This window comes from Fictibacillus sp. UD (genome assembly GCF_043558025.1).
In the GTDB taxonomy this organism is placed as follows: domain Bacteria; phylum Bacillota; class Bacilli; order Bacillales; family Fictibacillaceae; genus Fictibacillus.
In genome coordinates, this window is record NZ_JARUHH010000001.1 from 459,346 (window position 1) to 485,100 (window position 25,755).

General features: G+C 37.5%; 30 protein-coding genes, 1 tRNA gene and 2 pseudogenes. 26 read left to right on the top strand and 7 right to left on the bottom strand.

The window, feature by feature from the left end; all coding sequences use genetic code 11:
- Positions 1-2 precede the first annotated feature (2 nt).
- From P8610_RS02340 to P8610_RS02370, 7 genes and pseudogenes are all read left to right on the top strand, one after another.
- A pseudogene (locus tag P8610_RS02340) lies at positions 3-1,984 on the top strand (glycoside hydrolase family 15 protein).
- Positions 1,985-2,084: 100 nt separating this feature from the next.
- Positions 2,085-2,234: a 50S ribosomal protein L33 gene (gene rpmG, locus P8610_RS02345; protein ID WP_066242361.1), complete on the top strand. Its 150-nt coding sequence runs from the start codon at positions 2,085-2,087 to the stop codon at positions 2,232-2,234.
- Positions 2,235-2,359: 125 nt separating this feature from the next.
- On the top strand, positions 2,360-2,917 hold the full coding sequence (locus P8610_RS02350) for a 5-formyltetrahydrofolate cyclo-ligase (RefSeq protein WP_394602947.1): 558 nt from the start codon (positions 2,360-2,362) through the stop codon (positions 2,915-2,917).
- A complete protein-coding gene (locus P8610_RS02355) occupies positions 2,917-3,702 on the top strand; it encodes a DUF92 domain-containing protein (protein WP_394602948.1) in 786 nt (261 codons plus the stop codon). Before P8610_RS02350 ends, P8610_RS02355 begins: the two co-directional genes overlap by 1 nt.
- On the top strand, positions 3,687-4,292 hold the full coding sequence (locus P8610_RS02360) for a molybdenum cofactor guanylyltransferase (protein ID WP_394602949.1): 606 nt from the start codon (positions 3,687-3,689) through the stop codon (positions 4,290-4,292). Before P8610_RS02355 ends, P8610_RS02360 begins: the two co-directional genes overlap by 16 nt.
- Before the next feature lie 98 nt (positions 4,293-4,390).
- Entirely contained in the window at positions 4,391-4,567 is a 177-nt protein-coding gene (locus P8610_RS02365; protein ID WP_289495134.1) for a hypothetical protein, read from the top strand.
- Positions 4,568-4,569: 2 nt separating this feature from the next.
- Positions 4,570-5,319: an HAD family hydrolase gene (locus tag P8610_RS02370; protein WP_394602950.1), complete on the top strand. Its 750-nt coding sequence runs from the start codon at positions 4,570-4,572 to the stop codon at positions 5,317-5,319.
- On the opposite strand, the gene P8610_RS02375 is transcribed toward P8610_RS02370, so the two are convergent.
- Entirely contained in the window at positions 5,279-6,142 is an 864-nt protein-coding gene (locus P8610_RS02375; protein WP_394602951.1) for a hypothetical protein, read from the bottom strand. The two genes, P8610_RS02370 and P8610_RS02375, sit on opposite strands and share 41 nt — an antisense overlap.
- Positions 6,143-6,252: 110 nt before the next feature.
- Here P8610_RS02375 and P8610_RS02380 point away from each other — a divergent pair, with 110 nt between their 5' ends.
- The 6 genes from P8610_RS02380 to P8610_RS02405 all read left to right on the top strand — a co-directional run bounded on the left by P8610_RS02380 (position 6,253) and on the right by P8610_RS02405 (position 14,154).
- Entirely contained in the window at positions 6,253-7,296 is a 1,044-nt protein-coding gene (locus P8610_RS02380) for a M42 family metallopeptidase (protein ID WP_394602952.1), read from the top strand.
- A gap of 417 nt (positions 7,297-7,713) precedes the next feature.
- Positions 7,714-9,177, top strand: a complete 1,464-nt coding sequence (locus P8610_RS02385; RefSeq protein WP_289495139.1) for a spore germination protein — start codon at positions 7,714-7,716, stop codon at positions 9,175-9,177.
- Positions 9,178-9,286: 109 nt separating this feature from the next.
- Positions 9,287-9,478, top strand: a complete 192-nt coding sequence (locus P8610_RS02390) for a YqgQ family protein (protein WP_289495140.1) — start codon at positions 9,287-9,289, stop codon at positions 9,476-9,478.
- A 13-nt stretch (positions 9,479-9,491) separates the two neighbouring features.
- The gene (locus P8610_RS02395; protein WP_394602953.1) at positions 9,492-10,451 is read left to right on the top strand and encodes an ROK family glucokinase; all 960 of its coding nucleotides are present in this window, start codon (positions 9,492-9,494) and stop codon (positions 10,449-10,451) included.
- A 489-nt stretch (positions 10,452-10,940) separates the two neighbouring features.
- Complete coding sequence (locus P8610_RS02400) at positions 10,941-12,860, top strand: LTA synthase family protein (RefSeq protein ID WP_394602954.1); 1,920 nt, start codon at positions 10,941-10,943, stop codon at positions 12,858-12,860.
- 100 nt (positions 12,861-12,960) lie between these two features.
- Complete coding sequence (locus P8610_RS02405) at positions 12,961-14,154, top strand: M14 family metallopeptidase (protein WP_394602955.1); 1,194 nt, start codon at positions 12,961-12,963, stop codon at positions 14,152-14,154.
- Between the two features lie 90 nt (positions 14,155-14,244).
- Here the strand turns inward: P8610_RS02405 and P8610_RS02410 are convergent, their stop codons facing one another.
- Both P8610_RS02410 and P8610_RS02415 read right to left on the bottom strand, forming a co-directional pair.
- Complete coding sequence (locus P8610_RS02410; RefSeq protein WP_066242324.1) at positions 14,245-14,430, bottom strand: DUF2759 domain-containing protein; 186 nt, start codon at positions 14,428-14,430, stop codon at positions 14,245-14,247.
- 111 nt (positions 14,431-14,541) lie between these two features.
- Positions 14,542-14,940 carry a hypothetical protein gene (locus tag P8610_RS02415; protein ID WP_394602956.1) on the bottom strand — a complete coding sequence of 133 codons (399 nt, stop codon included), beginning with the start codon at positions 14,938-14,940 and terminating at the stop codon, positions 14,542-14,544.
- Between the two features lie 71 nt (positions 14,941-15,011).
- Between P8610_RS02415 and P8610_RS02420 the strand changes: the two genes are divergently transcribed.
- The 3 genes and pseudogenes from P8610_RS02420 to P8610_RS02430 all read left to right on the top strand — a co-directional run.
- Positions 15,012-15,644 carry an MBL fold metallo-hydrolase gene (locus P8610_RS02420; protein WP_394602957.1) on the top strand — a complete coding sequence of 211 codons (633 nt, stop codon included), beginning with the start codon at positions 15,012-15,014 and terminating at the stop codon, positions 15,642-15,644.
- Positions 15,645-15,646: 2 nt separating this feature from the next.
- Positions 15,647-16,732 carry an SAM-dependent methyltransferase gene (locus tag P8610_RS02425; protein WP_394602958.1) on the top strand — a complete coding sequence of 362 codons (1,086 nt, stop codon included), beginning with the start codon at positions 15,647-15,649 and terminating at the stop codon, positions 16,730-16,732.
- Positions 16,733-17,033: 301 nt separating this feature from the next.
- Positions 17,034-17,318, top strand: a pseudogene (locus P8610_RS02430) (hypothetical protein); the annotation flags it as partial.
- 68 nt (positions 17,319-17,386) lie between these two features.
- Here P8610_RS02430 and P8610_RS02435 read toward each other — a convergent pair.
- The gene (locus tag P8610_RS02435; RefSeq protein WP_066242314.1) at positions 17,387-17,635 is read right to left on the bottom strand and encodes a DUF2626 domain-containing protein; all 249 of its coding nucleotides are present in this window, start codon (positions 17,633-17,635) and stop codon (positions 17,387-17,389) included.
- Positions 17,636-17,819: 184 nt separating this feature from the next.
- Between P8610_RS02435 and P8610_RS02440 the strand changes: the two genes are divergently transcribed.
- The gene (locus P8610_RS02440; RefSeq protein ID WP_394602959.1) at positions 17,820-18,209 is read left to right on the top strand and encodes a Spx/MgsR family RNA polymerase-binding regulatory protein; all 390 of its coding nucleotides are present in this window, start codon (positions 17,820-17,822) and stop codon (positions 18,207-18,209) included.
- 35 nt (positions 18,210-18,244) lie between these two features.
- Here P8610_RS02440 and P8610_RS02445 read toward each other — a convergent pair.
- Positions 18,245-18,319 (bottom strand) — tRNA-Gln (locus tag P8610_RS02445).
- Between the two features lie 123 nt (positions 18,320-18,442).
- Here P8610_RS02445 and comGA point away from each other — a divergent pair.
- From comGA to P8610_RS02490, 9 genes are read left to right on the top strand one after another with little or no spacing between them, the layout of a single operon-like run.
- Positions 18,443-19,498 (top strand): competence type IV pilus ATPase ComGA, encoded by a 1,056-nt coding sequence (gene comGA, locus P8610_RS02450; RefSeq protein WP_394602960.1) that lies wholly within the window; start codon positions 18,443-18,445, stop codon positions 19,496-19,498.
- Position 19,499: 1 nt separating this feature from the next.
- Positions 19,500-20,531: a competence type IV pilus assembly protein ComGB gene (comGB, locus tag P8610_RS02455; RefSeq protein WP_394602961.1), complete on the top strand. Its 1,032-nt coding sequence runs from the start codon at positions 19,500-19,502 to the stop codon at positions 20,529-20,531.
- Positions 20,532-20,543: 12 nt separating this feature from the next.
- Positions 20,544-20,843, top strand: a complete 300-nt coding sequence (comGC, locus tag P8610_RS02460; RefSeq protein WP_394602962.1) for a competence type IV pilus major pilin ComGC — start codon at positions 20,544-20,546, stop codon at positions 20,841-20,843.
- Positions 20,836-21,291, top strand: coding sequence for a competence type IV pilus minor pilin ComGD (gene comGD, locus P8610_RS02465; protein WP_394602963.1), 456 nt, complete (start codon positions 20,836-20,838; stop codon positions 21,289-21,291). Before comGC ends, comGD begins: the two co-directional genes overlap by 8 nt.
- Complete coding sequence (locus P8610_RS02470) at positions 21,275-21,607, top strand: hypothetical protein (protein WP_394602964.1); 333 nt, start codon at positions 21,275-21,277, stop codon at positions 21,605-21,607. The genes comGD and P8610_RS02470 overlap by 17 nt, the downstream gene beginning before the upstream one ends.
- Positions 21,540-22,025 carry a competence type IV pilus minor pilin ComGF gene (locus P8610_RS02475; protein WP_394602965.1) on the top strand — a complete coding sequence of 162 codons (486 nt, stop codon included), beginning with the start codon at positions 21,540-21,542 and terminating at the stop codon, positions 22,023-22,025. The genes P8610_RS02470 and P8610_RS02475 overlap by 68 nt, the downstream gene beginning before the upstream one ends.
- Positions 22,025-22,399, top strand: a complete 375-nt coding sequence (comGG, locus tag P8610_RS02480) for a competence type IV pilus minor pilin ComGG (RefSeq protein ID WP_394602966.1) — start codon at positions 22,025-22,027, stop codon at positions 22,397-22,399. Before P8610_RS02475 ends, comGG begins: the two co-directional genes overlap by 1 nt.
- A 3-nt stretch (positions 22,400-22,402) precedes the next feature.
- Positions 22,403-22,942, top strand: a complete 540-nt coding sequence (locus tag P8610_RS02485; RefSeq protein ID WP_394602967.1) for a shikimate kinase — start codon at positions 22,403-22,405, stop codon at positions 22,940-22,942.
- Between the two features lie 25 nt (positions 22,943-22,967).
- The gene (locus P8610_RS02490) at positions 22,968-23,156 is read left to right on the top strand and encodes a YqzE family protein (RefSeq protein WP_394602968.1); all 189 of its coding nucleotides are present in this window, start codon (positions 22,968-22,970) and stop codon (positions 23,154-23,156) included.
- Between the two features lie 62 nt (positions 23,157-23,218).
- Here the strand turns inward: P8610_RS02490 and P8610_RS02495 are convergent, their stop codons facing one another.
- Together P8610_RS02495 and P8610_RS02500 are read right to left on the bottom strand one after the other, a co-directional pair.
- Complete coding sequence (locus P8610_RS02495; protein WP_289495158.1) at positions 23,219-23,995, bottom strand: YqhG family protein; 777 nt, start codon at positions 23,993-23,995, stop codon at positions 23,219-23,221.
- The gene (locus P8610_RS02500) at positions 23,964-25,661 is read right to left on the bottom strand and encodes a DEAD/DEAH box helicase (RefSeq protein WP_289497608.1); all 1,698 of its coding nucleotides are present in this window, start codon (positions 25,659-25,661) and stop codon (positions 23,964-23,966) included. The genes P8610_RS02495 and P8610_RS02500 overlap by 32 nt, the downstream gene beginning before the upstream one ends.
- Positions 25,662-25,755: the final 94 nt, after the last annotated feature.

Below are 25,755 nucleotides of genomic sequence, written 5' to 3' on the forward strand. Positions count from 1 at the left end.
GTATGCCAAGACATTTGGTTTTAGGTAATGGAAATTTATTAATCAATTTAGATGAGCATTTGCAGATCAGAGACATCTATTATCCTTACGTCGGTCAGCAAAATCATGTGCAGGGGCATGTTAACCGCTTAGGAGCCAGTATAAATGGCTCCTTTTCTTGGCTTTCCTCAAAAGAATGGATTATTGAGCCAGGATATCACGATGACTCGCTTGTAACTCTTTCATATGCTAGAAACAATAAAGAAGGCGTAACTCTTAAAATTGAGGATGCCGTTCATCAAAGAGAAAACATGTTTATGCGCAGGATTACTGTTCACAATGAGTCGTATGAGGAAAAAAGATTAAACTCTTTTTTCATCAGGATCTATCGATTTATGAAAATGAAGTTGGTGACACTGCCTATTATGATCCAGAAAAATCAGTGATCATCCACTATAAAAAGAATCGGTACTTTTTGTTTGCAGCTTCTTTTGACCAAAAAGGGATTGACCAGTATACGACAGGTGTCAAACGATTCTTAAGTGCAGAAGGAACATGGAAAGATGCTGAGGATGGGCATCTACATGTGAACCCGATCGCACAGGGATCAGTAGATAGCACTTTTTCAGTGGAAGGAATTGTTCCTCCTCATGGAAAAGGTGACGCATATTATGCGTTAACTGTTGGCAAAAGCAGAGAAGAAGTGTTTTCGCTATATGATTATCTCATGGAGATCGGACCTTCTTTAACCTTAGATAAAATCGACGTTTATTGGCGGAGATGGGTGAATAAAACGAAAGTTAACCCATGCAATCTATCTGATGAACTACTGAATCTATATAATCGCAGTTTACTCATCATACGTACTCAAACGAACGAGAACGGATATATCATAGCTGCTAATGATTCCGATATTCAGCATTATAATCGTGACCATTATAGCTATATGTGGCCAAGGGATGGTGCCTTAGTAGCAGCAGCTGTTGCTAAGGCTGGTTTTCACGGCATGGTGAAAAACTTTTATCGTCGGTGTGCAGATGTTTTAACAAAAGAAGGCTATCTTCATCATAAATATAACCCTGATGGATCGATTGGATCATCTTGGCACCCTATGATTAACAAAGATGGTGCTAGTCAGCTGCCGATTCAAGAAGATGAAACCGCTCTTGTTCTGTGGGCGTTTTGGGAGCATTACAAAGAAACAGGAGATATTGAGTTTGCACAGTCTCTTTATCGATCACTTGTTAGGCCGAGTGCGAGATTTTTGCTTCAGTATATGCAGGATGAATTAGATCTTCCTATGCCATCGTATGATTTATGGGAAGAAAGAAGAGGGATCTTTACTTTTACAGCTAGCAGTGTTTATGGCGGACTCATGGCAGCTCATTCATTCGCAACATTATTTGGTGAAGATGATCGTGCAGAACGGTATAAAAATGGTGCGGATCGTATAAAAGCAGGAATGGAAAAACATTTGTACGATGAAGGAGCAGGCAGATTTTTAAGAGGCATCTACTTATTAGATGATAATGCGTATAAGAAAGACTTTACCATGGAATCCAGTATGTATGCTCTCTTTGCATTTGGTGTCTATCCAGCCGATGATGAGCGTGTTGTTCGAACGATGCACCAGATGAATGAAGAGTTAAACATTAAGTCAGGTGTAGGCGGAATTGCAAGATATACGAATGATTATTACTTTCAGCAAACGCATGATATGGCAAGAGCTCCAGGGAATCCTTGGCTTATCTGCACACTCTGGCTGGCAAAGTGGCATATTCAATGCGCTAAGTCTATTTCTGACCTAGAACGACCTCATGAAATATTGCGCTGGGTACAGCAGCATAGCTTTTCAACAGGTGTCTTACCTGAACAGCTTCATCCGTTTACTGGTGAAGCATTGTCAGTTGCGCCTTTAACATGGTCACATGCCACATATGTAGACGTTTTGAAAGAATATACGAAAGTCTACGAGAAACTTTCGCAAAACTCACTTGCTCGTTAGAAAAGAATTTGTTATCATGTTATGGTATGGTTTAATAGAGAATAATGACTGTTAGTAACCATGATTATGTACTTTGGTAAAGATGTGGAGGGAAACAACAATGCGTGTAAACATTACTTTAGCTTGTACTGAAACTGGTGATCGTAACTACATCACTACTAAAAACAAGCGTACGAATCCAGACCGTTTAGAGCTTAAAAAATACAGCCCGCGTTTAAAGAAATACACAGTTCACCGTGAAACGAAGTAATTTCACTTAGAAACGCCTGATACCCATGCAAATGAGGGATCAGGCGTTTTTTCATACTCAAAACTTCAATACATACATAGCTGCGTGATATGATAAATACATCATTTATTAGAGGTGTTTTATAGATGAATAAATCTGAATGGCGAAAAAAAATAAAACAAATATTGCTTTTCACAAAAGAGGATGAAAGAAGAAAAAAAAGCAAGGCGATCTCTAATCTTCTATTTGAAACGGAAGAATGGAATAAAGCACAAAGTGTCGGAATTACCGTTGCAAGAAAATTTGAATTAGATACGTCCTTTATTATTAAAAAGGCATGGGAAGAAGGAAAGAAAGTCGGTGTTCCTAAGTGTTATTCTGCAGAAAAACAAATGCAATTTAGAGAAATGCGTTCATATGACGAACTTGAAAATGTTTACATGGATTTATTTGAACCTAGAATGGATGCGACTCAGCTTATTACTTCTGACCAAATAGATTTAATCATCGTTCCTGGACTCGTGTTTGATAGGAGAGGATATAGGATCGGATACGGCGGTGGTTATTATGATCGTTATTTACAAACGTATCGAGGATTAAAAATTTCACTTGCATACTCCTTTCAAACGACAGATACACTTCCGCACGAAGAATTTGATATTCCAGTTGATCACATCATTACGGAAGATGGACGCTTTATTTAATGGAAATCATTTTAGGCGGGATTGCTCTACTTTCACTTTTATCTGCAATACTTAAATGGCTGACGGTTCCGGGAAGTATAACAGCTTTTATATTGGGATTTATCATTTTTAAAGCGTTTGACTGGCAAGGCCTGGTTATATTGGGTGTATTTTTTATAACTTCTACGTTATTAACAAAATGGAAAAGAGATTTAAAGCGAGACGAAAAAGCACTGCATTCTGAAGAAAAAAAGGGAAGATCAGCTGGACAAGTGCTGGCTAATGGAGGTGCTGCTCTAATCGCTGCAGCATGTCACACAGCAATTCCGAATCCTGTTTGGCTAATTATGTACACTGCAGCTTTTGCGACAGCCACAGCTGATACGTGGGCTTCTGAAATCGGTGTTTTATCAAAAAAGAAACCATTCCATATTAAAGAGTGGAAGACTGTAGATCGCGGGCTGTCTGGAGCGATCTCAAGTTTAGGTACTTTTGCGGCTGCTCTAGGTGCCCTTTTGATCGGTTTTAGTTTTTATATTCTTTTTGACACGTCATTTCTCGTTGCGCTTTGTATTACTATTTCTGGTTTCGTTGGCAACCTAGCTGACACCGTATTTGGGGCGTGGTTTGAACAAAAGTTCTTTTGCTCAATGTGTAAAAAGGAAACAGAGAGCCGAGTGCACTGTGGAAAGAAAACAACAAGGATATATGGGGTTTCTTGGGTGTCAAACAATCTTGTGAATTTCACTTCAACTCTAATCGGTGGAATGATTGCGGGAGGGCTATATATATGGATAAACCAATGAGCTGTGTAGGAGTCGTTATAGCAGGCGGTAAGTCTCGGAGGTTTGGAAGTCCAAAAGTGTTTGCGGAATGGAATAACAAAACTTTTTTTGAGCATTCAATGAATTCCATCGCTCCTCTTTCAGATAACCTTGTAGCCGTGGTCGGGGAGGAATGGATACAACCATTACAACCATACAATAATAATTACAATGCCGAAATCATTACAGATATCGATTCTTTTAAAGGAAATGGTCCTTTAGCAGGCATCTATAGCGCAATGATGCAAATAAAAGCCGATTATTATTTGGTCTCACCTTGTGACATGCCGAGAATGAGCAGCAGCATGTATGAAAAATGGCTAAAAATTGCTATGGATCATCCAGAGTATGATTGTGTTGTTCCGCTTTGGGAAGGGAAAGTATATCCACTTAACGGTGTATATAAACGAACATGCCTCCCTGATATAGAAACATGCTTAAGGAATCAGACGTACAAGGTCTTAGCCTTACTGAAACGTAAAAACACCCATTATATAGAAATTAGTGAAGATGAAGAGTGCTTTTTTCACAATGTAAATACAAAAGAAGAGCTTTTAAAATTGTCGGATTAAAAAATGTACGAGAAAAAATGATTAAAGGTATATTGTCAGGGCAAATGACGAATAAAATGCGAAAATAAAACAGAAAGTAGTAGCAAGGAGGTTTTTATATGAAAGGGTTTGTGATTAAAAGTTTTTTGTTATTCCTTGCTATTATGCTTGGCTACAGAATGAGATATCGCATGATGAATATGGCTCTTGGTCAACCGCTAATCCGAAGGTTCTTAGTAGGAAGCGCCATGTCTTTTCCAGGATTGCGCTCTAAAATGATGGACGAACTTATTTAGATATGCAATCTGCTAAAAAAGCTGCTTTCTTTTTTGATTTAGATAATACACTGTTTGATTATGAAGCCTCCTTTAAGAAGGCTTCTTTGTTTGCATTTCATACAATTACGAATAACAAATGGAAAGATACCCCATTGGTGGAAAAGTGGTTCACTTATTATAAGGCATATTGTGATCTGTATTGGTCTGCTTATGAAAAGAAAGAGATATCACGTCAAGATTACCAAAGAGTACGGCTGCTTTCTTCATTTGAGGCAATAGGATTAAAGAGCTTTTGTGATGCGCAGATCCAGTATTATCAAAAAGTTTTTGAAAAAAGTGTTCCTTCTGAAGTGGAACCCTTTGAATGGATAAAAGAAATCTTTCAGCGATTAGATCAGCTAGGAATCTTAATTGGAATAATTTCAAACGGTGATTCCATTATTCAGAGGGAAAAAATAAAAAATTTAAAATTACATATACCAGAGATGAACATTTATATATCATCCGAAATAAATGTTGCAAAACCAAATCCCGACATCTTCCATTTTGTCAAAAACTGTACGAATGCTGAAGTTTATCACTATGTTGGAGATGCTTTTGATTTAGATATTGTGCCTGCAGTACAAGCTGGTTGGAATGCCATATGGTGGAACCCGCTCAAGCAGCCTGCGGCCGTTAACCCTTCCTCCATTTACAATTGCACATCAAGCAGTGATTTGATTGAGGTCATTAAGAGATGTATTGAATCAGCTGGATATTCTCTCCATTAGCGGTTTGAAGCAGTACGAATAAATACTTTTTATCTTTACTGATTAAAATGAATGGCATAGAACTTCCGATCGGGCTTATCTTTTGTCCGTTCTTTGTCGTGATTCCTAAAAAGTAGTTTTTGTATAATCCTTCCCAAAGCTTTCCTATAATCTCTTGGCTCTTTGCTTGAGAAAAACCAGGCAGGGGCTTAACATTGTAGTCTGTTAAAGATTCTAATGAGATCACATTATAGTTATTAAGATCGATCTGATAATAATTTGCTGCTTGTGTAAGTGTTCCTTGTAGGTATTGATTCGTTTTTTCATCTAATGCATTTTTTGCTCTTCTCTCTAGTGCGTTATTAGGGATTTGAAATCCAGTATAAGATTGGCCAATAACAGATGTATACAAAAAATCATGGCTCATTTGCTGAACAGAGCGATACTTTTCTTCGTTTAAATGAATTTCTCCTTGATGATAAGAGATGGCCTCCCAAAGTCCAGGATCTGTACTTTTAATGTCTTTTTGCAAATCAATTGATTTTGCAGATGTTTTCCATTCAGTCATTTTGTTGATTAACTTTCCATTTTCAAAGATCATAGCGATGTCCTGCCTCAGATAAACTCGTTCAGATGTCTCAGAATTTACTTTCCAAAGTAATTCGTAGCTTGACGGTGTACCTTTTAAGAATGAAAGGTCTGTTGTTGCCTTTGAAAAGGAGAATGAGCTGTCTAAAGGAAAGAATGTAATACTTTCACGGGCTTCTTTTTTAACAAACGGCTGGTAGATGATTCCTATTACAAGTATAATAATCAGCAGATAGATTGAAATTTTCCACTTCATACGTTAGGCCTCCTATAGGACAAACTTGTTCCTAAATTCTATGCAGAATTTTTTTAAATAGAAGACGGAGTAGCAGAAAACGCAGGAGTGGAAACGAGAGGAGAAAAGGTATGGAAATTCAAACGAATGAAATAGTGGGCTTTATTAAAGATCTCGTACATATTCCAAGTCCTTCAGGAAATACAGAAGCTGCAATAAACTATATGAAATCATTTTTTGAAGAAAACGATGTTTCATTTACGATGAGCAATAAAGGTGCTGTTATTGCAACTATCAAAGGTGAGGATGATACAAAACACCGGCTCCTGACCGCACATGTGGATACTCTCGGTGCTATGGTTAAAGAAATTAAAAATGATGGTCGCTTGAAACTAGATTTAATCGGCGGTTTTTATTGGAACACGATAGAAGGTGAATATTGCTCGATTCATACGAATTCTGGAAAAGTGTTTACCGGTACTGTTATGATGCATCAAACAGCAGCACACGTTTATAAAGGGATGAACGAATTAAAGCGTGATGAAAAGAACATGGTTGTTAGAGTCGATCAAGAATTTCATTCCAAGAAAGATGCTGAAGAAGCGGGAATCTCTGTAGGAGATTTTATTTCTTTTGCGCCAAGGTTTGAAGAGTCTGAAAGCGGATTTGTGAAATCGCGCCACCTCGACGACAAAGCAAGTGTTGCAATTCTTATGCACATCATTAAACAGATTAAGCAATCTTCTGTAACATTGCCTAACACGACCCATTTTCTGATCAGTAATAATGAAGAAATCGGGTTTGGCGGTAATTCTAACATTCCAAAAGAAACCGTTGAGTATTTAGCAGTGGACATGGGAGCAATTGGTGATGGGCAAGCAACAGATGAATTTACCGTAAGTATCTGTGCAAAAGATTCTGGCGGTCCATATCATTTTGCTTTAAGAAAACATCTTGTCGCTTTAGCTGAAAAACACAACATTGGGTACAAGGTAGATATATATCCTTATTATGGGTCAGACGCAACTGCTGCTATCCGCGCGGGAGCGGACATTGTACATGGGTTAATCGGTCCTGGGATTGATGCTTCTCATGCATTTGAGCGTACTCATGTTAAGTCATTGAAGCAAACAGCTGATCTCATAAATGTATATTTGCAATCACCACTTGTTTAAGCATTCTAAATCCTAGCCGTTTGCTAGGATTTTTTCTTTGGCTGTTTTCTTAAACTTTGATGCTGATGTAAGTGGTTGATTTCCGCTCCAGGTGCTTCGCTTTCCGCGGGGCGTGCGGTGAGCCCCTTGCCGCTTTGCGCCCTAAAAGGGTCTCACCTGACCGCTCGTCCCGCAGGAGTCTCGCACCTTGTGCTTCAATCAACTTGCAAATGAAGACAATTACAAAAATCTCTTCAGAATCCGTGAGATTCCTTGTCTCATGCCTTGCAAGAAGCTTCTAAGGTGGTAGGTGCAACTTGAAAATTAATGAGAAGAATGAACAAAAGCAACAATCTTATAGAGAAGAGCTTTTCTTTTGGTTGAGGTATGAATTAGAAGGAGTTTGTGAAGGATGATAGGCAGAGGAGTGATGAAAAAATGACATATCTGCCAAAAAAACAACCTCTTTCACCAAACTTTGACGAGAACGTACATTATATGAAGAAACAGCTTGGTGTTGATGTCAGTTTTGATTGCATTCACTTAGATTTAGAATATGCTGGAAGAAGGATGGCTTTATTTATGGTCGATGGATTTGTTAAAGACGACATCCTTCACTATTTAATGAAGCTTTTAGCAGATCTCGAACCCGGGCAATTAGAACCAGATCCTTTATTAAAGTTGATGAAAACGTATTTACCGTATATAGAGATCTCCACGTCTGACGATCTGAACCAAGGTATCGACTGGGTACTAAGCGGTCCTACTGTTTTGATTGTAGAAGGGGTATCAGAAATTCTGCAGATCGATGCTAGGACGTATCCGGTTCGTGGACCAGAAGAGCCAGATGTTGAACGGGTTGTTAGAGGTGCAAGAGACGGATTTGTTGAAACGATTGTTTTTAACACTGCATTAACAAGAAGAAGAGTACGTGATCGATCGCTGCGTATGGAATATATGAGTATCGGAAGGCGATCAAAAACAGATATTTGTATTTCCTACATTGAAGATATTGCCGACCCGCATATTGTAGAGAGAATAAAAGATTCTTTGAAAATGATTGATACTGACGGACTGCCGATGGGGGAGAAGACGGTAGAAGAATTTATATGCGGCAGACACCTGAACCCTTATCCTTTAGTAAGGTATACAGAGCGTCCTGATACGGCAGCTGTGCATTTATTTGAAGGACATGTTCTTGTATTCGTAGATGGCTCTCCATCTGTATTAATAACTCCAACAACTTTCTGGCATCATCTACAGCATGCTGAAGAATATAGGCAAAAACCAGTTGTAGGTGCTTATTTAAGATTTGTACGTTTCTTAGCTGTATGGATATCAATTTTTCTATTGCCTCTTTGGTATTTATTTTCTGTACATAAAGAGCTGCTCCCAGTTTCTCTTTCTTTTATTGGACCAGAAGAAATTGGGGTTGTACCTTTATTTATGCAATTTGTGATCATTGAGTTAGGTATGGATATGCTTCGAATGGCTACCATACATACACCCACTTCTGTTTCGACAGGTCTTGGGCTCGTTTCTGCCATCGTAATTGGACAGGTAGCCATTGAAGCAGGATTGTTTGTAAATGAAGTCGTTCTTTATATTGCAGTTGCTGCCATCGGTACATTTGCAACTCCAACATACGAGCTGAGTCTTGCCAATCGTTTGTTAAGACTCGCTTTGTTATCGCTTACTGCGCTTTTAGGAGTTCCAGGTTATATTGTTGGCTTAACGCTAGCCATATTGTTCTTTGTATCCTTTAAATCTTTCCATATCCCTTATTTATGGCCTTTTATACCGTTTAACTTCAAAGCCATCAGAGATGTTATTTTTAGAATACCAATGCCTCTTAAGAACAGAAGACCCGTTGTATTGCATCCCAAAGACCCTGATCGATGAGTATGTTTAAAACAGCTGAAATTAATCAGCTGTTTTTTTATGCATTATTTCTGTGCAAAGGCTTGCATTCATCCCTATATTTTTTGTTATAATGACAAAGGTGATATTCATGAAAACAATGTATGATGTTCAGCAGCTGTTAAAAAGGTTTGGAACAATTATATATACGGGAAATCCTGTAGCTGATTTAGAATTAATACAAGAAGAAGTACGAGAACTTTACAATCAAAAATTAATTGATGTAAACGAATACAAAACAGCGATACTCATTATCCGAGCTGCACACAATAAATTTCAATAAAGGATGAGACAAGATGGAGAAATGGTTGGTTGGCGTTGACCTTGGTGGAACAACAATTAAAATAGCGTTCATAACTTTGGACGGTCATATCGTAGAAAAATGGGAGATTCCTACAAATATTGAGCAAGATGGAAAGAATATTGTGCCTGACATCGCTCAATCTATACAGACCAAACTAGATGAGCTTTCTGAACCAAAAGAAAAACTTGCGGCAATCGGCATGGGTGCCCCTGGCTTTATTGATATGAAAACAGGGTTTATCTACCATGCGGTTAATATCGGCTGGAGAGATTACCCGCTAAAAGAAGAACTTGAAAAAGCAACAGGTCTGTCTGTTATCGTTGATAACGACGCAAACATTGCTGCAATCGGTGAAATGTGGCGTGGTGCTGGAGATGGAGAAGGAAACTTACTAATGGTAACTCTCGGTACAGGTGTTGGCGGCGGAATCATTGTTAACGGCCATATCATGCATGGTACGAACGGAATGGCAGGAGAAATTGGGCATATTACTTCAATACCAGACGGCGGCGCTCCATGTAATTGTGGCAGAACGGGCTGTATTGAAACCATTGCTTCAGCAACAGGAATTGCAAGAATATCCAAAGAAAAAGCTTTAAAGGATAAAACTTCATCTCTTTATAACATTTTAGAGCAAAACGGGGAAATCAAAGCTAAAGATGTTGCTGCCGCGGCAGAAAAGGGAGATCATGTCGCTATTGAAACGTTAGACGAAGTTACTTTCCATTTAGGCCTTGTGATAGCCAATCTTTCGAACAGTATCAACCCAGGAAAGATCGTAATTGGCGGTGGCGTTTCTAAAGCGGGTAACACCCTCATGGAGAGACTTCAAGAGAAGTTTAAACATTTTGCTCTTCCAAGGGTTGCAGAAGGCGCTGAATTAAAAGTAGCCACTTTAGGCAACGATGCAGGGGTAATAGGCGGAGCATGGCTTGCAAAACACAACCTTTAATATTCATTTTTAAATTGAGCCACATTTAGTGGTTCTTTTTTTTATTTGGCTGTTTTTCCGATGATACGCATGGACGCATGGAAATGATTAAAATCTCAGCGGATCACACCTTTCAATAAAATGACTCCAAAAGAAAACAATCTTTTAGAAAACAGCCCTTCTAAAGTTGGTGATAACAGATTTTTTTTTGAAACTTTTTTGGGGTAAGTTCGTCTAATGGTTTATGAGCTTTAAAAAAGGGTAAAACTAAAATAGTTTTGTTGTCCTATTGTCAGAATCTTGAAATAGTACGTTAGGGTATTGAATTCTTGTGTAAAACCATTTAATATACTCTTTATGTAATCCTTTGATTAAGGTTTTGTAAATTTGTAAAGACTGATTTACATTTCCATTGGATGCTTACGTATATAACAGAGAGTAGTTAATAAAGAAAAAATAAAACGTGCAGGAACACAAGAGTTCTTTTTGATTGAGGAGGTCAGAGAACATATGAAAGAAAAAATGAAACAAGCTTTTGCTGATTATAAATTTTTCTTTATAGCAATTGCTTTATTATGGATAAAAACATATGTCGTTTATAAAACAGCTTTCGAATTACCAATGGACAACAAAGTACAGGAATTGATCCTTTTTATTAATCCGATTAGTTCCGTTATTCTATTTTTAGGGATTACCCTTTATTTTAAAGGAAGAGCACATAGACGGATGATTGTAGCTGTCAGTGCGATTATGAGTTTTGTTATGTATGCCAACATGGTATTCTACAGATTCTTTAACGACTTTATTACGATTCCCGTCTTGTTTCAAACAAGTAACATGGGAGATTTAGGTAATAGTGTTTTTGAATTGATTCAGCCAACCGACTTATTAGTGTTTATCGATATTGTTATTTTGGCTTATTTCATGAGACGTGCAGATTACCGTCCTGCTCGTGCTTCACGCAAGCAAATTACGATTACATTTGCTGCGGCTATCGTGTTTTTTATCGTCAATGTAGGGATTGCTGAAACTGAGCGTCCACAATTATTAACCCGTACATTTGACCGTGAGATGCTAATTAAAAACATCGGTTCTTACAACTATCACATTTATGATTCCATTATCCAGTCTAAAGCAAAGGCGCAGCGTGCTTTTGCAGATGGAAGTGAGATCACTGATATCGAGAACTATTCACGTGCTAATTACAAAGAGCCGAACCCTGAAATGTTCGGTAAAGCAAAAGGCAAGAATGTATTTGTCATCTCAGTTGAATCAACTCAAAACTTTGTTATTAATGAATCAGTAAATGGAAAAGAAATTACACCGTTTATGAATGATTTAATTGAAGACAGTTACTATTTCCCTAACTTTTATCACCAAACAGGGCAAGGTAAAACATCTGACTCTGAGTTCTTATTAGATAACTCGTTATATCCGCTTCCAAGTGGAGCAGTATTCTTTACTCACTCACAAAACCAATACAATGCAACTCCAGAAATATTGAAAGAGCAAGGCTACTATTCTTCAGTACAGCATGCGAATAACAAGAGTTTCTGGAACCGTGATATCATGTATGATAATTTCGGTTATGACCGTTATTATTCATTAAAGGATTTTGATGTAACACCTGAAAATTCAATTGGCTGGGGCTTAAAAGACAAAGATTTCTTTAAACAGTCCATTCCGCACTTAAAAGAAATGCAAGCTATGAACAAGCCATTCTACACGAAATATATTACGTTAACGAATCACTTCCCGTTCACATTGGAAGAGGAAGATGAAATGATTCCAGAATGGACGTCGAACGATGGAACAGTTAACCGTTACTTTACAACGGTTCGTTACACAGACGAAGCATTAAAAGAATTCTTTGCTGACGTTAAGGAAGCAGGACTATACGAAGATTCAATCTTTATTATGTATGGAGATCATTACGGAATTTCTGAAAATCATAATGACGCAATGGGACAATTCTTAGGGAAAGAAATTACTCCTTTTGAATCAACTCAATTGCAGAAAGTACCGTTGATCATCCACATGCCTGGTGAAAAGGGCAAGGTAATGAATTCAGTTGGTGGGCAAGTTGATTTAAAACCAACGATTCTTCACTTGCTTGGAATTGATACAAAAGGCGACATTCAGCTTGGTTCAGATTTATTCTCTAAGGACCACGAAGATTTCGCTGTACTGCGTGACAATTCGTATATCACAAAGGATAATGTATTTACTGATGGTAAATGTTATGATAAAGCAACTGGCCAACCTGTTGAAGGTGAAAACAATGGTTGTGAACCATACAGTGAACGTGCTAAAACTGAACTAGATATCTCTGATCGCATCATTTATGGTGACTTGTTGAGATTCTATGATAAAGATAAGGCAAAAGATAAAGCATTAGATAAAGAAAATAAAGAAAAACAGAAACAGTAAATAAGATAAGCACTTAGCCTCGGCTAAGTGCTTTTTTTTGCATATCTGAAAAGGGTAAACATACATCTTTAAGAGGGACGTTTTATAGGGAGGGCTCTGTTTGGAAATTATCATGCGTAACGGCGATTCACTGTGGTATTATTCTCGACTCTTATCTATCCCTTACGTGTTGATTAAAGACTCTAATCCGAATATGTCTAGTGCAAATATGCAAGCAGGTGAAAGAGTTCAAATACCCGGTTTAAAGGTTGAGAAATACAAGATTAAAAATGGAGATACATTCTTTTCAATAGCAGAGAAATTTGATTTACCACTGGATGCTTTATACTTATTTAATCAAAATGTAAATCCGAAAGAAATTTTTACAAAAGACATTATAAATATTCCTAAAAGATTATCTTTTCCTTTAATTAATGGACAGCGAAAATACGATACGGCTGCTTTAAAGCATGATATGAAAATGCTGCTAAATACTTACCCGTTTATTAAAAAGCAGGAAATCGGCAAATCTGTCCTTGGTAAATCGATAGATATGCTTATAATCGGTAATGGGAAAAAGAAAGTTCATATTAATGGATCCTTTCATGGTAACGAATGGATCACTTCAGGTGTATTAATGAAATTCATCAATGAATATGCCTATGCGTTAACGAGTGAAAATGATTTAAATGGGAATAAACCCTCTAAGCTTTATAGAGATACAACGCTTTTAGCCGTTCCTATGGTAGATCCTGATGGTGTGGATCTTGTATTGAACGGTCCGCCTGAGGACTCTGAGTATAAAGAGCTTGTATTAGAATTAAATAAAGGAAGCAAGGATTTCTCTGGATGGAAAGCAAATATTCGCGGGGTAGACTTGAATAATCAATTTCCCGCAAGATGGGAGCTTGAACAAGTGAGAAAGCCAAAAGCTCCTGCTCCAAGAGATTATCCAGGAAAAGCCCCATTAAGCGAGCCTGAGGCGATAGTGATGGCTGAGGTAACAGAAAGGTATCAATTTGATCGAGTGATCGCACTTCATACTCAAGGAAAAGAACTCTACTGGGGTTTTGAGGGTGAGGAGCCTATGCCGTTATCTGGAGAAATCGCCGAAGAATTTGAAAGGGTAAGCGGATATAAAGCAATCAGATATGTAGATAGCTATGCAGGATATAAGGATTGGTACATTCAGGAATATAGAAAACCCGGATTTACTATCGAACTTGGGATAGGGGTTAATCCGTTACCTTTGAGACAGTTTGATAAGATCTATGAGGACACAAGAGGCATCATGCTTGCAGGCTTATATATGTAATAAAGCTTTTCGCTCCATAAGACCAAAGGTGTGTGCGGCTAGCGAAAGAAAAAACCATCAGAATATGAATTCTGATGGTTTTTTGAGTTCTTAATGGCCTGTAGAACCGCCGCTGCCTACTAATACGTCCAGTACAGTCATGACTGTAAACCAGCCAAAAACTGCAAACGTTAAAAAGGCAAAGCCTGCAGCCATTAAATTTTTAATTTTTAACGAACGCAATAGTCCCAATGCAGCTAAAATAGCTACTAAGCCGAATATAATGGCTAATCCCATTATTCTGTGCCCCCTTGCTCTGGAGTAATACCAATCCTATGTATAACGCTTTCACACAGGTACAACCTTGTATTATTTTACTTGTTTTATTCTGGTTTGTCGAGTGAACATTTAGAACAAAATGAATTCGATGGCTAGTTTGTAAACAGAAGCCCATTTTTTAATGAGAGGTTGATGATGTTTATCTAATATATATATTCTTTTTCCTTCCTCACAAACAGCTACTAATTCTTCTTCCACTTGAAGGAGAAACATTTCTTTTTCTTGTTCATCGCAGTCGATGATAAAAAATGCACAAACCATATCCATATAAATGTAATGTTGTTGTGAATCGGATCTGAAGCCATAATCCTCATATAGAAGTGTTGTCTGTATGGGATTGATGTGGAGTAAAGGAATAGTATCAGGAAAATCTACAATAGCATCTGTAGCAATAAAGAAATCTTCATGTTGATCACAGACAAGAATGTCAGCGTTCTCAATATTTTCGTATCCATAATATACTTTCATTCATTTCCTCCGTAATTATGACTATTTTAGTGTAAGATAGAAAGGAATAACTTGCAATTGGAGGACTAATGATGAAGTGGAAAAAGCTAACTGTAGGACCTGTTCAAGAAAATACATATATTATATATAACACTAACAATGAAGCGATTGTCATCGATCCTGGCAGCGAAAGCAAGAAGATCATTCAAGCGATTGAGTCATTAAAAGTTAAGCCATTGGCTATTCTTTTAACGCATGCTCATTTTGATCATATCGGGGCGGTAGATGATGTTCGTGATAAATATCAGATACCACTATATATTCATAAAAAAGAGTCAGACTGGCTGAGCAACACAAAAAAGAATGGTTCAAATCATTTTGGTCAAAGCATTACAGCAAAAGCTGCAAGTCATCTATTATCCGATCAAGACAATACCTTGAAGATTGGCAGCTTTTCTTTTGAAATTCTTTCAACTCCGGGACACTCACCGGGCAGTATTTCTTTTTATTTAAAAGGTGCTAATGCAGTTTTCTCAGGAGACGCATTATTTGCAGGTAGTATCGGTAGAACGGATCTTTTCGGGGGAAACCAAGACATCCTATTAAAAAGTATTCATGAAAAATTAATGAATCTGCCAGAAGAAACGATTGTTCTATCAGGTCATGGTCCTGAAACCACCATTGGAATGGAAATGGACTCAAATCCATTTTTAGGCGGTTTCTAATAATGTCGCTAACGTCTCTGCTTTATAAGAAACTTGAAGAGACCAAATGGTTAACAATGGAGGAATATATGGAGTACGCTCTATATCATCCTACTGATGGTTATTATATGAACGATAACAAGAAAATCGGAAGAAATGGTGACTTTTATACGTCTAGTTTCGTGTCAGATGTATTTGCAACCGTTTGGGCTGATTTCTTTGTAAAGAAAATTACGCAGAATAACTTAGACCCTGTAGTAGTAGAATTTGGAGGAGGGAATGGTCATTTCGCTCAGCAAATTCAAACCGCTTGGAATAACAACCATACACCTCCTATAAAGTATATAATTGTAGAACGAAGCCCCTTTCACAGAAAGTTGTTAGAAGAAGCGTTAGTAGATACATCTGTAACGATTTTAAGTTCTTTTGAAGAACTTAAACAAGGATATCGATCCTTTAGAGGCATCATTTTTGCAAATGAAGTTCTTGATGCTTTTCCGCTTCGGATCTTTAAGTCCAAAAAAGAAGGCTGGTATGAAAAAGGTGTTACCTTAAAAAGTAAAGATCGAGAACTTTCCTTTGAGTATAAAAAGGTCGAGAATCGATCCTTGCTTCAAACTTTAGATGAAATCTTTGAGAGTCGAAACAAACAGAATGAATTAGAAGTCTCATTTCAAATGTTGCAATGGTTAAAGGAATTATATGAATGGACAGATAATGGATCTTGCTTATATTTTGTTGATTATGGGCTCAGTGGCGATGAATGGAATAATGCTTACTTGAAAGAGGGAAGTATTCGAGGTTACTACCGTCATCAAATGCAGAACGATCCTTTAGCATATCCAGGTAAAATGGATATTACATATCACATAGATTGGGAGCAAGTACAGAAGACGGGTTATCAATATAGGGTTGAAACGCTTGAGATTATGAATCAAGGTGACTTCCTGCTCAAAGAAGGTTTATTGTTACTTTTACAGGATACTCATAATCCTGACCCGTTTTCATACGAACATAAAAGAAATCGCGCTATTCGTTCCTTTTTACTCGACAGCACCTTAGCGAATGGATTCCAAGTCATACAACAACAAAAAAAGCGGACCGTGTAGAACGGGGCTAATGAAAAAGTCCCTATAAAAAAATTGAATGCGGGGATCTCCGCTCCAGGGTACATGCTTTCTGCGGGGCGGGCGGTGAGCCCCATGCCGCTTCGCGCCTTTATGGGTCTCACCTGTCCCACTCGTCCCGCAGGAGTCAGTACCCTTACGCTCCAATCCCAACATGTAAGTATGAAAAAAGGATCAAACCAGCTATTATCAAGTTGGATTGATCTTTTTTCTTTTCGGTATAAAAAAGGAATCAAATACGTGTGGATGATAACTGATGATTTAGAAACAAAAGTTAAGGATTCAAGAAGGGTGTTATAAACCTGGAGCCAAAAGTAAGACTTATTCGGTAAGCATTAAATCTAACATACATATAGAACAAAAGGCCTTTCAAAACAGTGAAATCTTTATAAGTAAGGCAAAAGAACGGTACAAAGTTGAAGCGATGAACAGTGAACTCAAACACAGACAAAATAATTTTGAAGTTAATGGAATAAAAAAGGAAAAGGCAAGGTCAAAAAACAAGGGCTCCGCAAGTAATTTCATGCGGAGCCCTTGTTTTTTTCTAAGATTAAAAAAAACCGGTTAAATTCAACCGGTTTTTCAATGGCCTCGTGTAACACGGACCGCTTTTCTATTGCTGCAGTTGAGAACTTCTTAGTGACCCCCGCCAGCTCCTGGAGTCATCATAAACGTTGACCAGTATGTAAATCCAACAAAGAAAACAGTTAAATAAGCACCAAAGATATAAATATACATACGCTCAGATAAGTTCAAATAACCTAATGAAACGAACATAATTGTTTGTCCTAAGAACAATAACGCCATGTCTTGCATATCGCCAAGATAAGCCATGACACCAATGATTCCAGTCCAAAAGCCTAAAACTTTATACATTCTTGACATATGTATCCCCTCCTTTTTTCGCCAATACTTGTATCCTTTAGTATTATATATGAGTTTCCACTCTCTTGTAAATGACAATTGTAAGCGGATAAATACACAATTAAAAGATAATTAAATAAAATAGGCTTTTTTTGGTTTATTATGCCTCTTTTAAAGGTAATGTAAACCAAAAGGAGTGAGTCTTATGAGTTCAATTACATTCTACACTTATCCCAGCTGCACTTCGTGTCGAAAGGCTAAAATGTGGCTTAAACAAAATAAAGTATCTTTTGATGAAAGACATCTTTTTAAAGAAACACCATCTGTTGAAGAGCTAAGAGAACTGTTAAAGCTAACAAAGTACGGAACAGAAGATATTTTGGCAAAAAGAAGCCAATCCTTCAAATCTCTAGATGTTGATATTTATGACCTTTCAACAAATGAACTTCTAAAATTATTAACAAAAAATCCAAAGCTCTTAAAACGGCCTTTAGTAACTGATGGTAAACAGCTGATCGCAGGATATAGTCCCGGAGACATGAAAAAATTATGTTCAACAAAGGAAAAAGAACACATTTCAAGTCATGTGTCCTGAACGTAACACTCTTTATCTGAAGAGTGTTATTTTTTTGGCTGGGCTAGCTGGATTCGAACCAACGCATGACGGAGTCAAAGTCCGTTGCCTTACCGCTTGGCTATAGCCCAATGCAACAATAATAGTATGAGCCGTGTCGAAATTTATATGCGTTCTTTTTATAAAAAATGCAGGAATTTGTCGTTTGATGGAAGAAAACTTTATAAAGCAAAAGAAAAGGAGGCTGATAATGCTTGCCGATAAAAATATTAGGCACCAACATCCTTCATGAGGCTTCAATACAGAAGGCGTCAGACATTCATTTTATACCAATCAAAAGAGGGGGGATCGTTCAATTTCGAATAGATGATCGGCTTATTGAATTTAAAACACTTACCCAGGAAGAATACACCCGACTTATTGCTCATTTTAAATACTCTGCAAGAATGGATATTGGTGAACAGCGCAAACCTCAAAGTGGCGCAATGGATGTCATGCTAAATAATGTAAATGTGCACCTTCGTTTTTCTTCCATACCTTCTGCTTTTAATGAATCTCTTGTAATTCGTTTACTTCCTCAGCAAGAAACCTTATCACTTTATGAATTATCTCTTTTTCCTCAAGTGTTGCAAAAACTAATCTCCCTAATTAAAAGATCTAGCGGATTATTACTTTTCACAGGACCTACTGGATCAGGTAAAACAACAATCCTTTACTCCTTGCTTCATTACCTTCAAAAACACTATAAACGGCAAGTCGTTACCCTTGAAGATCCTGTCGAACGTAAAGTAGACTCCTTTTTGCAAATGGAGATCAATGAAAAGGCTGGTATAACGTATGGCGAAGGTTTCAGATCTTTATTACGTCATGATCCTGATGTGATTATGATTGGTGAAATTAGGGATGAGTCCACGGCTAGACTCGTTATCCGTGCTTCTTTAACTGGCCACCTCGTATTGTCAACGATGCATGCAGCTGATTGTATAGGTTGTATTGAACGCCTTAGAGAGTTCGGTGTTCAAGAGGGGGAACTAAATCAAACTTTAATGGGTGTAGTTTCACAAAGGCTTATCTCCATCCCTTGTCGTTTTTGCGGGGATGATTGTTATGATTATTGTTTTAAAGCTAGAACCTTTAGGAGAGCTGGGATCTATGAAATGCTGTGTAATCAAGAGTTAGAATTTGCTTTAAACAAAGGTAATCATGTTAAGCCAATATATAAAAACCTTTCTCATTACTTTAACCATGCATTGTCAGCGGGATTTATTACGAAGGAAAGTTATGAAAAATGGATGGGAGGGGAGACCTAAGTTGAAGATTAGAGGCTGGAAACGAGCTTCTCAAGGAACTTTTCTTTATAAACTAGGTTATTTGTTAGATCAGGGCTATTCTATTCAAAAGAGCATTGAGCTCTTAAAGGCACAACTCCCCCAAAAAAAGCTTGTATTGCTAGATGATATGCTTGAAATTCTTGCTTCAGGTGGTTCGATCCAAGATGTATTTACACCGCTTCAGTTACCCAAAGAAGTAATGAGTTCCTTATCAATTAATAGCACTAACGGAAATTTAACGAAAAGTTTAATCGAAAACGGCACCTTCATGAAAAAGAAAGCAGAATGGAACGCGCGACTAATCAAAGCCCTAAGGTATCCCTTGTTTTTGTTATTTCTAACAATATGGATAGGCATTCTGTTTTATCAATTTTTATTTCCTCAATTTTCACTTCTTTTTTCTTCATTAGATGTTAAAACTCCGACTTTTACAACGTGGATGCTTTCATTTTTAGGCATGATACCGATAATAGGCTTTGTTATTCTTGTGCTTAGCTTGATCTCTTGGATCATCATTTACTTCATTAAAAAGAAAGCTAAATATTCTACACAAATGAGTTTATTAATGAAATTTCCGCTATGTAAGAGATTTTTACGCTTAAGCAACTCGCACTTTTTTAGTGTTAATTTCGGGACGATGTTAAAAAGTGGTTTGCCGGTGTCTGACGCATTAGTTGTGATGGAAATGCATTTAAACAAAGGCTTTTATAAAGAAGAAAGTCAACGGCTTCAAAAAGGATTGCTAAATGGAAAGTCACTGCCTGATCTTTTACTGTTAAAACCATATTTCACTAAGGAATTAGCGGAGATTGTTCGATACGGTCAGGCACATGGAGAGTTAGGTGCTGAATTGACTTCATATGGAGAGTGGATTTTTAGTGAATTAGAAGAAATGATTTATTCCGCATTGCAGAAAATACAACCCATATTGTTTGCTGTGATAGGTGTCTTCGTATTGCTCATGTTTGCCTCTATGTTATTGCCCATGTTCAAACTGATGGAAGCATTATAAGGAGGGTTATGAATGAAGAATGAACAAGGATTTACACTGATTGAAATGATGATTGTTCTGCTTATTATTTCGGTGCTCATGCTAATCGCGCTCCCAAGCATGACGAAGAATAACAGCCTTGTAAAGTCATTAGGCTGTGAGGCAACAATCGATTTAGTACAGGGACAAGTGGGAGCTTATGAAGCAGAGAAAAATGTACTTCCTACAATAGAAGATTTATTTGTTAACAAGTACATTGATACAAAAGTGTGTCCTGACAAAAGACCGCTGGTCATAGATAGCGAGGGAATCGTTAGTGTGAGCAGTGAGTAACCAGAAACATAAGGCATGGAACCAACAAGGGTTTAGTTTAATCGAAATGATGATCGTACTAATGATAATTGCGACAATTGGTGCAATCGCTTATCCTGCGTTTGATTCGTTTCGGAAAAATAGGGAAACCGAATATTTTTTACGATCCTTTCAAAAAGACATCGTTCATATGCAGCAAAAAGCGATCAATGAAAATCGAATGTATGTTTTATCAATTGATAATGAAAAACACGTTTATGAAGTAAGTGGCAACGCTTTAAAAAAGCCTTTAAAACGAGCTTTTCCAGAACACATACGTTTTGAAAGCTTTTCCATGTTATTAAGAGTTCAGTTTAATCAATACGGAAATATTAGTCGAGCAGGAACAATCTACATTCATTCTGCAAATGGTACGTATAAGATGGTTTTCCAGATTGGTAAAGGAAAGTTTTATGTTACGAAACAATAAGGGATATCTGTTACTCGAAGCTATGTTGGGTGTTTTACTGATTTCCGCAGTGTGTTCTATTTGTTTACCGTTTATCTATGTGGCCAATCAAGAACAAAAAGCCTCTAAAGAACTCTTGTATGCTATGACAGAAGTAGATCTAGCTGCTGCTAAAAATAGTGAAGGTCAAGAGGAAGCTACAGAAAAAGAGTGGAGTCAAGGTGGGATACGATATGAGTTAAAAACAAGAAAAGGTGTTACAGATGAGTATGAAATATGTATTACGTTTAATGGTTCTAACCATAAAGAGTACACAACCTGTGCAAGTTCTTACTAAACGGATTCTTCATAAAGATGGTCATACCTTTGTCGAAGCTATTATTTCACTTGGAGTTATGCTAATACTTGCCTCACTTGTTCCGTTGCTGCTCTCCCCCATACAGAAACATCCTCCATCAATCCAACTTGAAGAAACAAGCGTATTTCTTTCCATGCTAGGAAAGGAAGTGAGGGAAGGGAAATCTGTAGAAATAAGAAATAACGGGTTGTACATTACTCAAACGACAGGTGATGTGCTAAGTTTTACAAAATATCATTCTCTTATCCGTAAACAAGTGAATGGATTAGGACATGAGGTGTGGGTACAAAATATTCAAGAGATGCTGATTGAAAAGCAGTCTGACACTTCCTTGAAAGTTACTGTTATTGATACCAAAGGAAAAGAACTAATGCGTGTATTTCGGAGGTTGAAATAATGGGTGAGAAGGGATTCGTATATCCGCTTGTTGTAATAATTTGTTTTATGATGCTGATCTTCTTTAGTTTTGTTACAGAGAATGTATTTACTGAACGCGAGTTTGTTTATTTGCAAGAAGAACAAATGCTTCAGGTTCGTCTGTTACAGCAAGCCGTTGATCGCGCTTCTGAATGGATAGATGATGTTGTTTACTTCCCTTCAGAGCACATATTGAATGTGAACGAAGGTCTTATTAAAATAGTTGCCTTAAAAATCTCAGAAGAGGAAGTTGTATTTAATATTGACGCAGTCACAGCTCGTCAGCATACAAGAAGAGTGAAAGTGTATTATAATGTAAAGCAGAAGAGCGTCACAAAATGGGTGGAGGGTTAAATTTTGAACACCATATACTTAGTCGGATTTATGGGTTGTGGAAAAACATCTGTAGGTAAACAGCTCTCTAAGCAGTTAGAAGTTCCACCTTATGATGTTGATTCGACCGTTGAAAAACTTAGAGGAAAGACCATAAAAGAAATCTTCCACAATGAAGGTGAAGAAGCATTCAGAAATTATGAATCTCTTGCCATTCGACAACTGCCGCTGGAGCATGCTGTAGTAATGACTGGAGGCGGAGCAGTCGTAAGGGAAGAAAATCTGTCTTATATGAAAAGTAAAGGAATCGTCATCTATTTAAAAACAAGTTTTCCTGTACTGTGGAATAGACTGATGAAAGAAGACGAAAGAAACAAACGACCAATATTATTAACTCGAACGAAAGAAGAAGTTCAAGCCCTTTTTCATGAAAGAAGCAAGTATTATGAGAAAAGTGATATCGAAATCGTCACTGATCATTTCACAACTGAAGAAGTATGTCATCAAATCCTCGAGAAATTAAATCGTTTAAATACGGAGCAATTGGACAAAACTAAGAAGTGATTGTTATTTAAAAGGAGTTTTGTCAATGGCTGCAGGTACTGACGTTATTAAATTTCTCACGCAAAAAATTGTAAAATATTTAGATGAACCAAAAGCGGTAAGAAAGGAAAGACGAATTTCTAAAAAAAATGAAAGAGAGCCTTTGCTCACTTATTTGTTTGGTGTTGTTCCGATGGGGCTTGGATTGGCATTTCGAAAAAAAAGAAGAAAATAGGGATTGGCTGGAAAAAGGAAGAGCCGGGTACAGAACCTGGCTCTTATTTTTATTCTGATGTTTCATGCAAGGTAAAAGAGTCCCCCGTTAATGATCTCTACGATAATTTTCGGTTCGTATTGTGTACGGAGTGCTTCTTTCTCTACATGATAGGCATCTGGTTTTGTAAGAGAATCCTCGTAAAAGCTCTCCAATAAATCCTGATCTTCTTTCCAACGGTTCCTCGCATCTTCTGCCCAAGTGTGGTCATCTGCATCAATCACTTCTTGGATTTTGTTCTCCAATCTTTTAATTGCACTCTGAGGCTTAATAAATGGAGAAAGTGTATAACAAAAGTCTGGTATTCGTTTCGTTAATAACATTTTTTGAAGACGCGTATGAAATTGATCTTCAATCGTTCCATTGATCAATTGAATCCCATAAGAAAGCACTCGATCTTTCTTTTGATCGCATTGATAGGTTACTTTAACGTTCAGACAGAGCCATGGCTGCAGCGGCACTTGTGCACCTTGTTGGGGAACGGACTCATATAGGCGAATAAAAGATGCAAGCTTTTTCGTTGAGCCGAATATTTGGTGCAGCCGTGGTGATCCAAAATGGATAAACTCACCTTTCCCATCAGGTGCTTGCTGTTGTCCTGTTACGAGTGTCAACGTCATAGGATTAGGTGTACCGCCGGTTTTCTCAAGATAATGCCAGTAGAACGGGCGATTCATTAAAACTTTGTCTAGTTCTGTGGTCAATTGAACTTTCATATAACTAAAGTTCTTTTCTAAGATTCGGCATTCATTTGCATCAAAATATCGTTCAAGAAAGCGATGTATCTCGTGCTGCTGCATGCTCTTCCCATCCTTTCTGTTTTATTCCGCCGTCGAGGTTGATTAAGGAAGCAAGGTTGTCCATCTTCACTCGAATCTCACCTTCACTATCAGACGTGTTCATGATATCTGCAATATGACGTTCAATATTTTTAATCTCAAATTTTGTTAAGATCTCATCTAGCTCTCCGATAACACTTTCAAATAGATTAATTTTGTTGTATAGCAGGTTTAAAATGTGCTCTTCAATTGTGTTTTGAGTTGCAAAGTTGTAGATATGAACATCACCTTGCTGACCGATACGGTGGATACGTCCGATACGCTGCTCAATCCGCATGGGGTTCCATGGCAGATCATAGTTTATGATGTGCTGACAGAATTGAAGGTTAATTCCTTCTCCACCTGCTTCAGTTGCAATCAATACTTGAGCACGTGTTTTAAAGAGATGAGTCATCCAATCTTTTTTACTTCTTTTAAATCCGCCTCTAAACGGAACTGAAGAGATGCCATGCTGCTGCAAAAACCACTGTAAGTACAATTGAGTAGCACGATACTCTGTAAAAATGATGACCTTAGAATCAATGGATTGAATTAGTTCTAAAGCTTTTAATGCTTTGGAGTTTTGTTCGACCAACTCAATTTTCTTCATCAATTCCACAATTCGGTTTTCCATCAAGGTAGTAGGAACTTCTTTTTGCAGCATATTTTTGAGTGTTAAAAAAACAGCTTCACGTGAACTGCATGCTTCACGCTGCAATGTAACGATAGAGAACTTACTTCTCTCAAAGTATGGATCACGCTTTAGTTTGGAGATTTCATCGTAAAGATCACGTTCGGTTTTTGATAATGTAATAGGTATCGTTTTGACGAGCCGCTTCGGCCATTTTAGTCCCGTTTCTTCTCTTCTGTTACGAACCATTACCTTGTTAACAAGCTGTTTGAGCTTTTCTTCATTTTTCAGCGAAGATTTATCTTCTTTAAAATCTTTATCAAAGTTCTCTCTGTTTCCTAGATGCCCAGGTTTCAATAAAGATACGAGATTAAAAATCTCCTCAACTCTATTTTGTACGGGAGTGGCTGTTAACAACAAGCAGAACTTCTTTTTTAACAGCTGTACAAATTCATAGTTTTTCGTTTTTTTGTTTTTGAGTTTGTGTGCTTCATCTATAATAACAAGATCATAATCCTGATTTAGCACGATATCACGGTGGGGAGCGCGCTTAGCAGTATCAATCGAAGATACAACAACGTCGCATTGTTCCCAGACGTAAGCTTTTTTCTGTGCAATAGCAGGGATAAAGAACTTTTGATTTAATTCATTTGTCCATTGAATAACAAGTGAAGCTGGAACAAGAATTAGAATCTTTTTTGCCAGTCGTCTAATCATGTATTCTTTTAATATTAATCCTGCTTCAATCGTTTTTCCTAGTCCAACTTCATCTGCCAAAATTGCTTTTCCGTTCATCTGTTCTATAACGGTTGTTGCAACGTCCAGCTGATGAGGCAGAAAAGTCATCTGTGGCAGATGATCTGGAGCTTGAAGTCCTAGAAAATCAGGAATTGCCAGGTGGTGTTCTGCCTCTAATGCTAAGTTATACAATTCCCAATTGGCCCAAGGTCCATCTTCTTCCACGCGCTTAAAAAAGTCATCATGCCAATCTCGCTGAAACTGAACGTCGATTTTCATAACGGATTTCCTTTCTTTAAAAAAGTTCGTTGCCATTCCATTTGTAAAAATGATAGGATAATAATGTAGTAAACATAGTAATAGTATGTGCGAC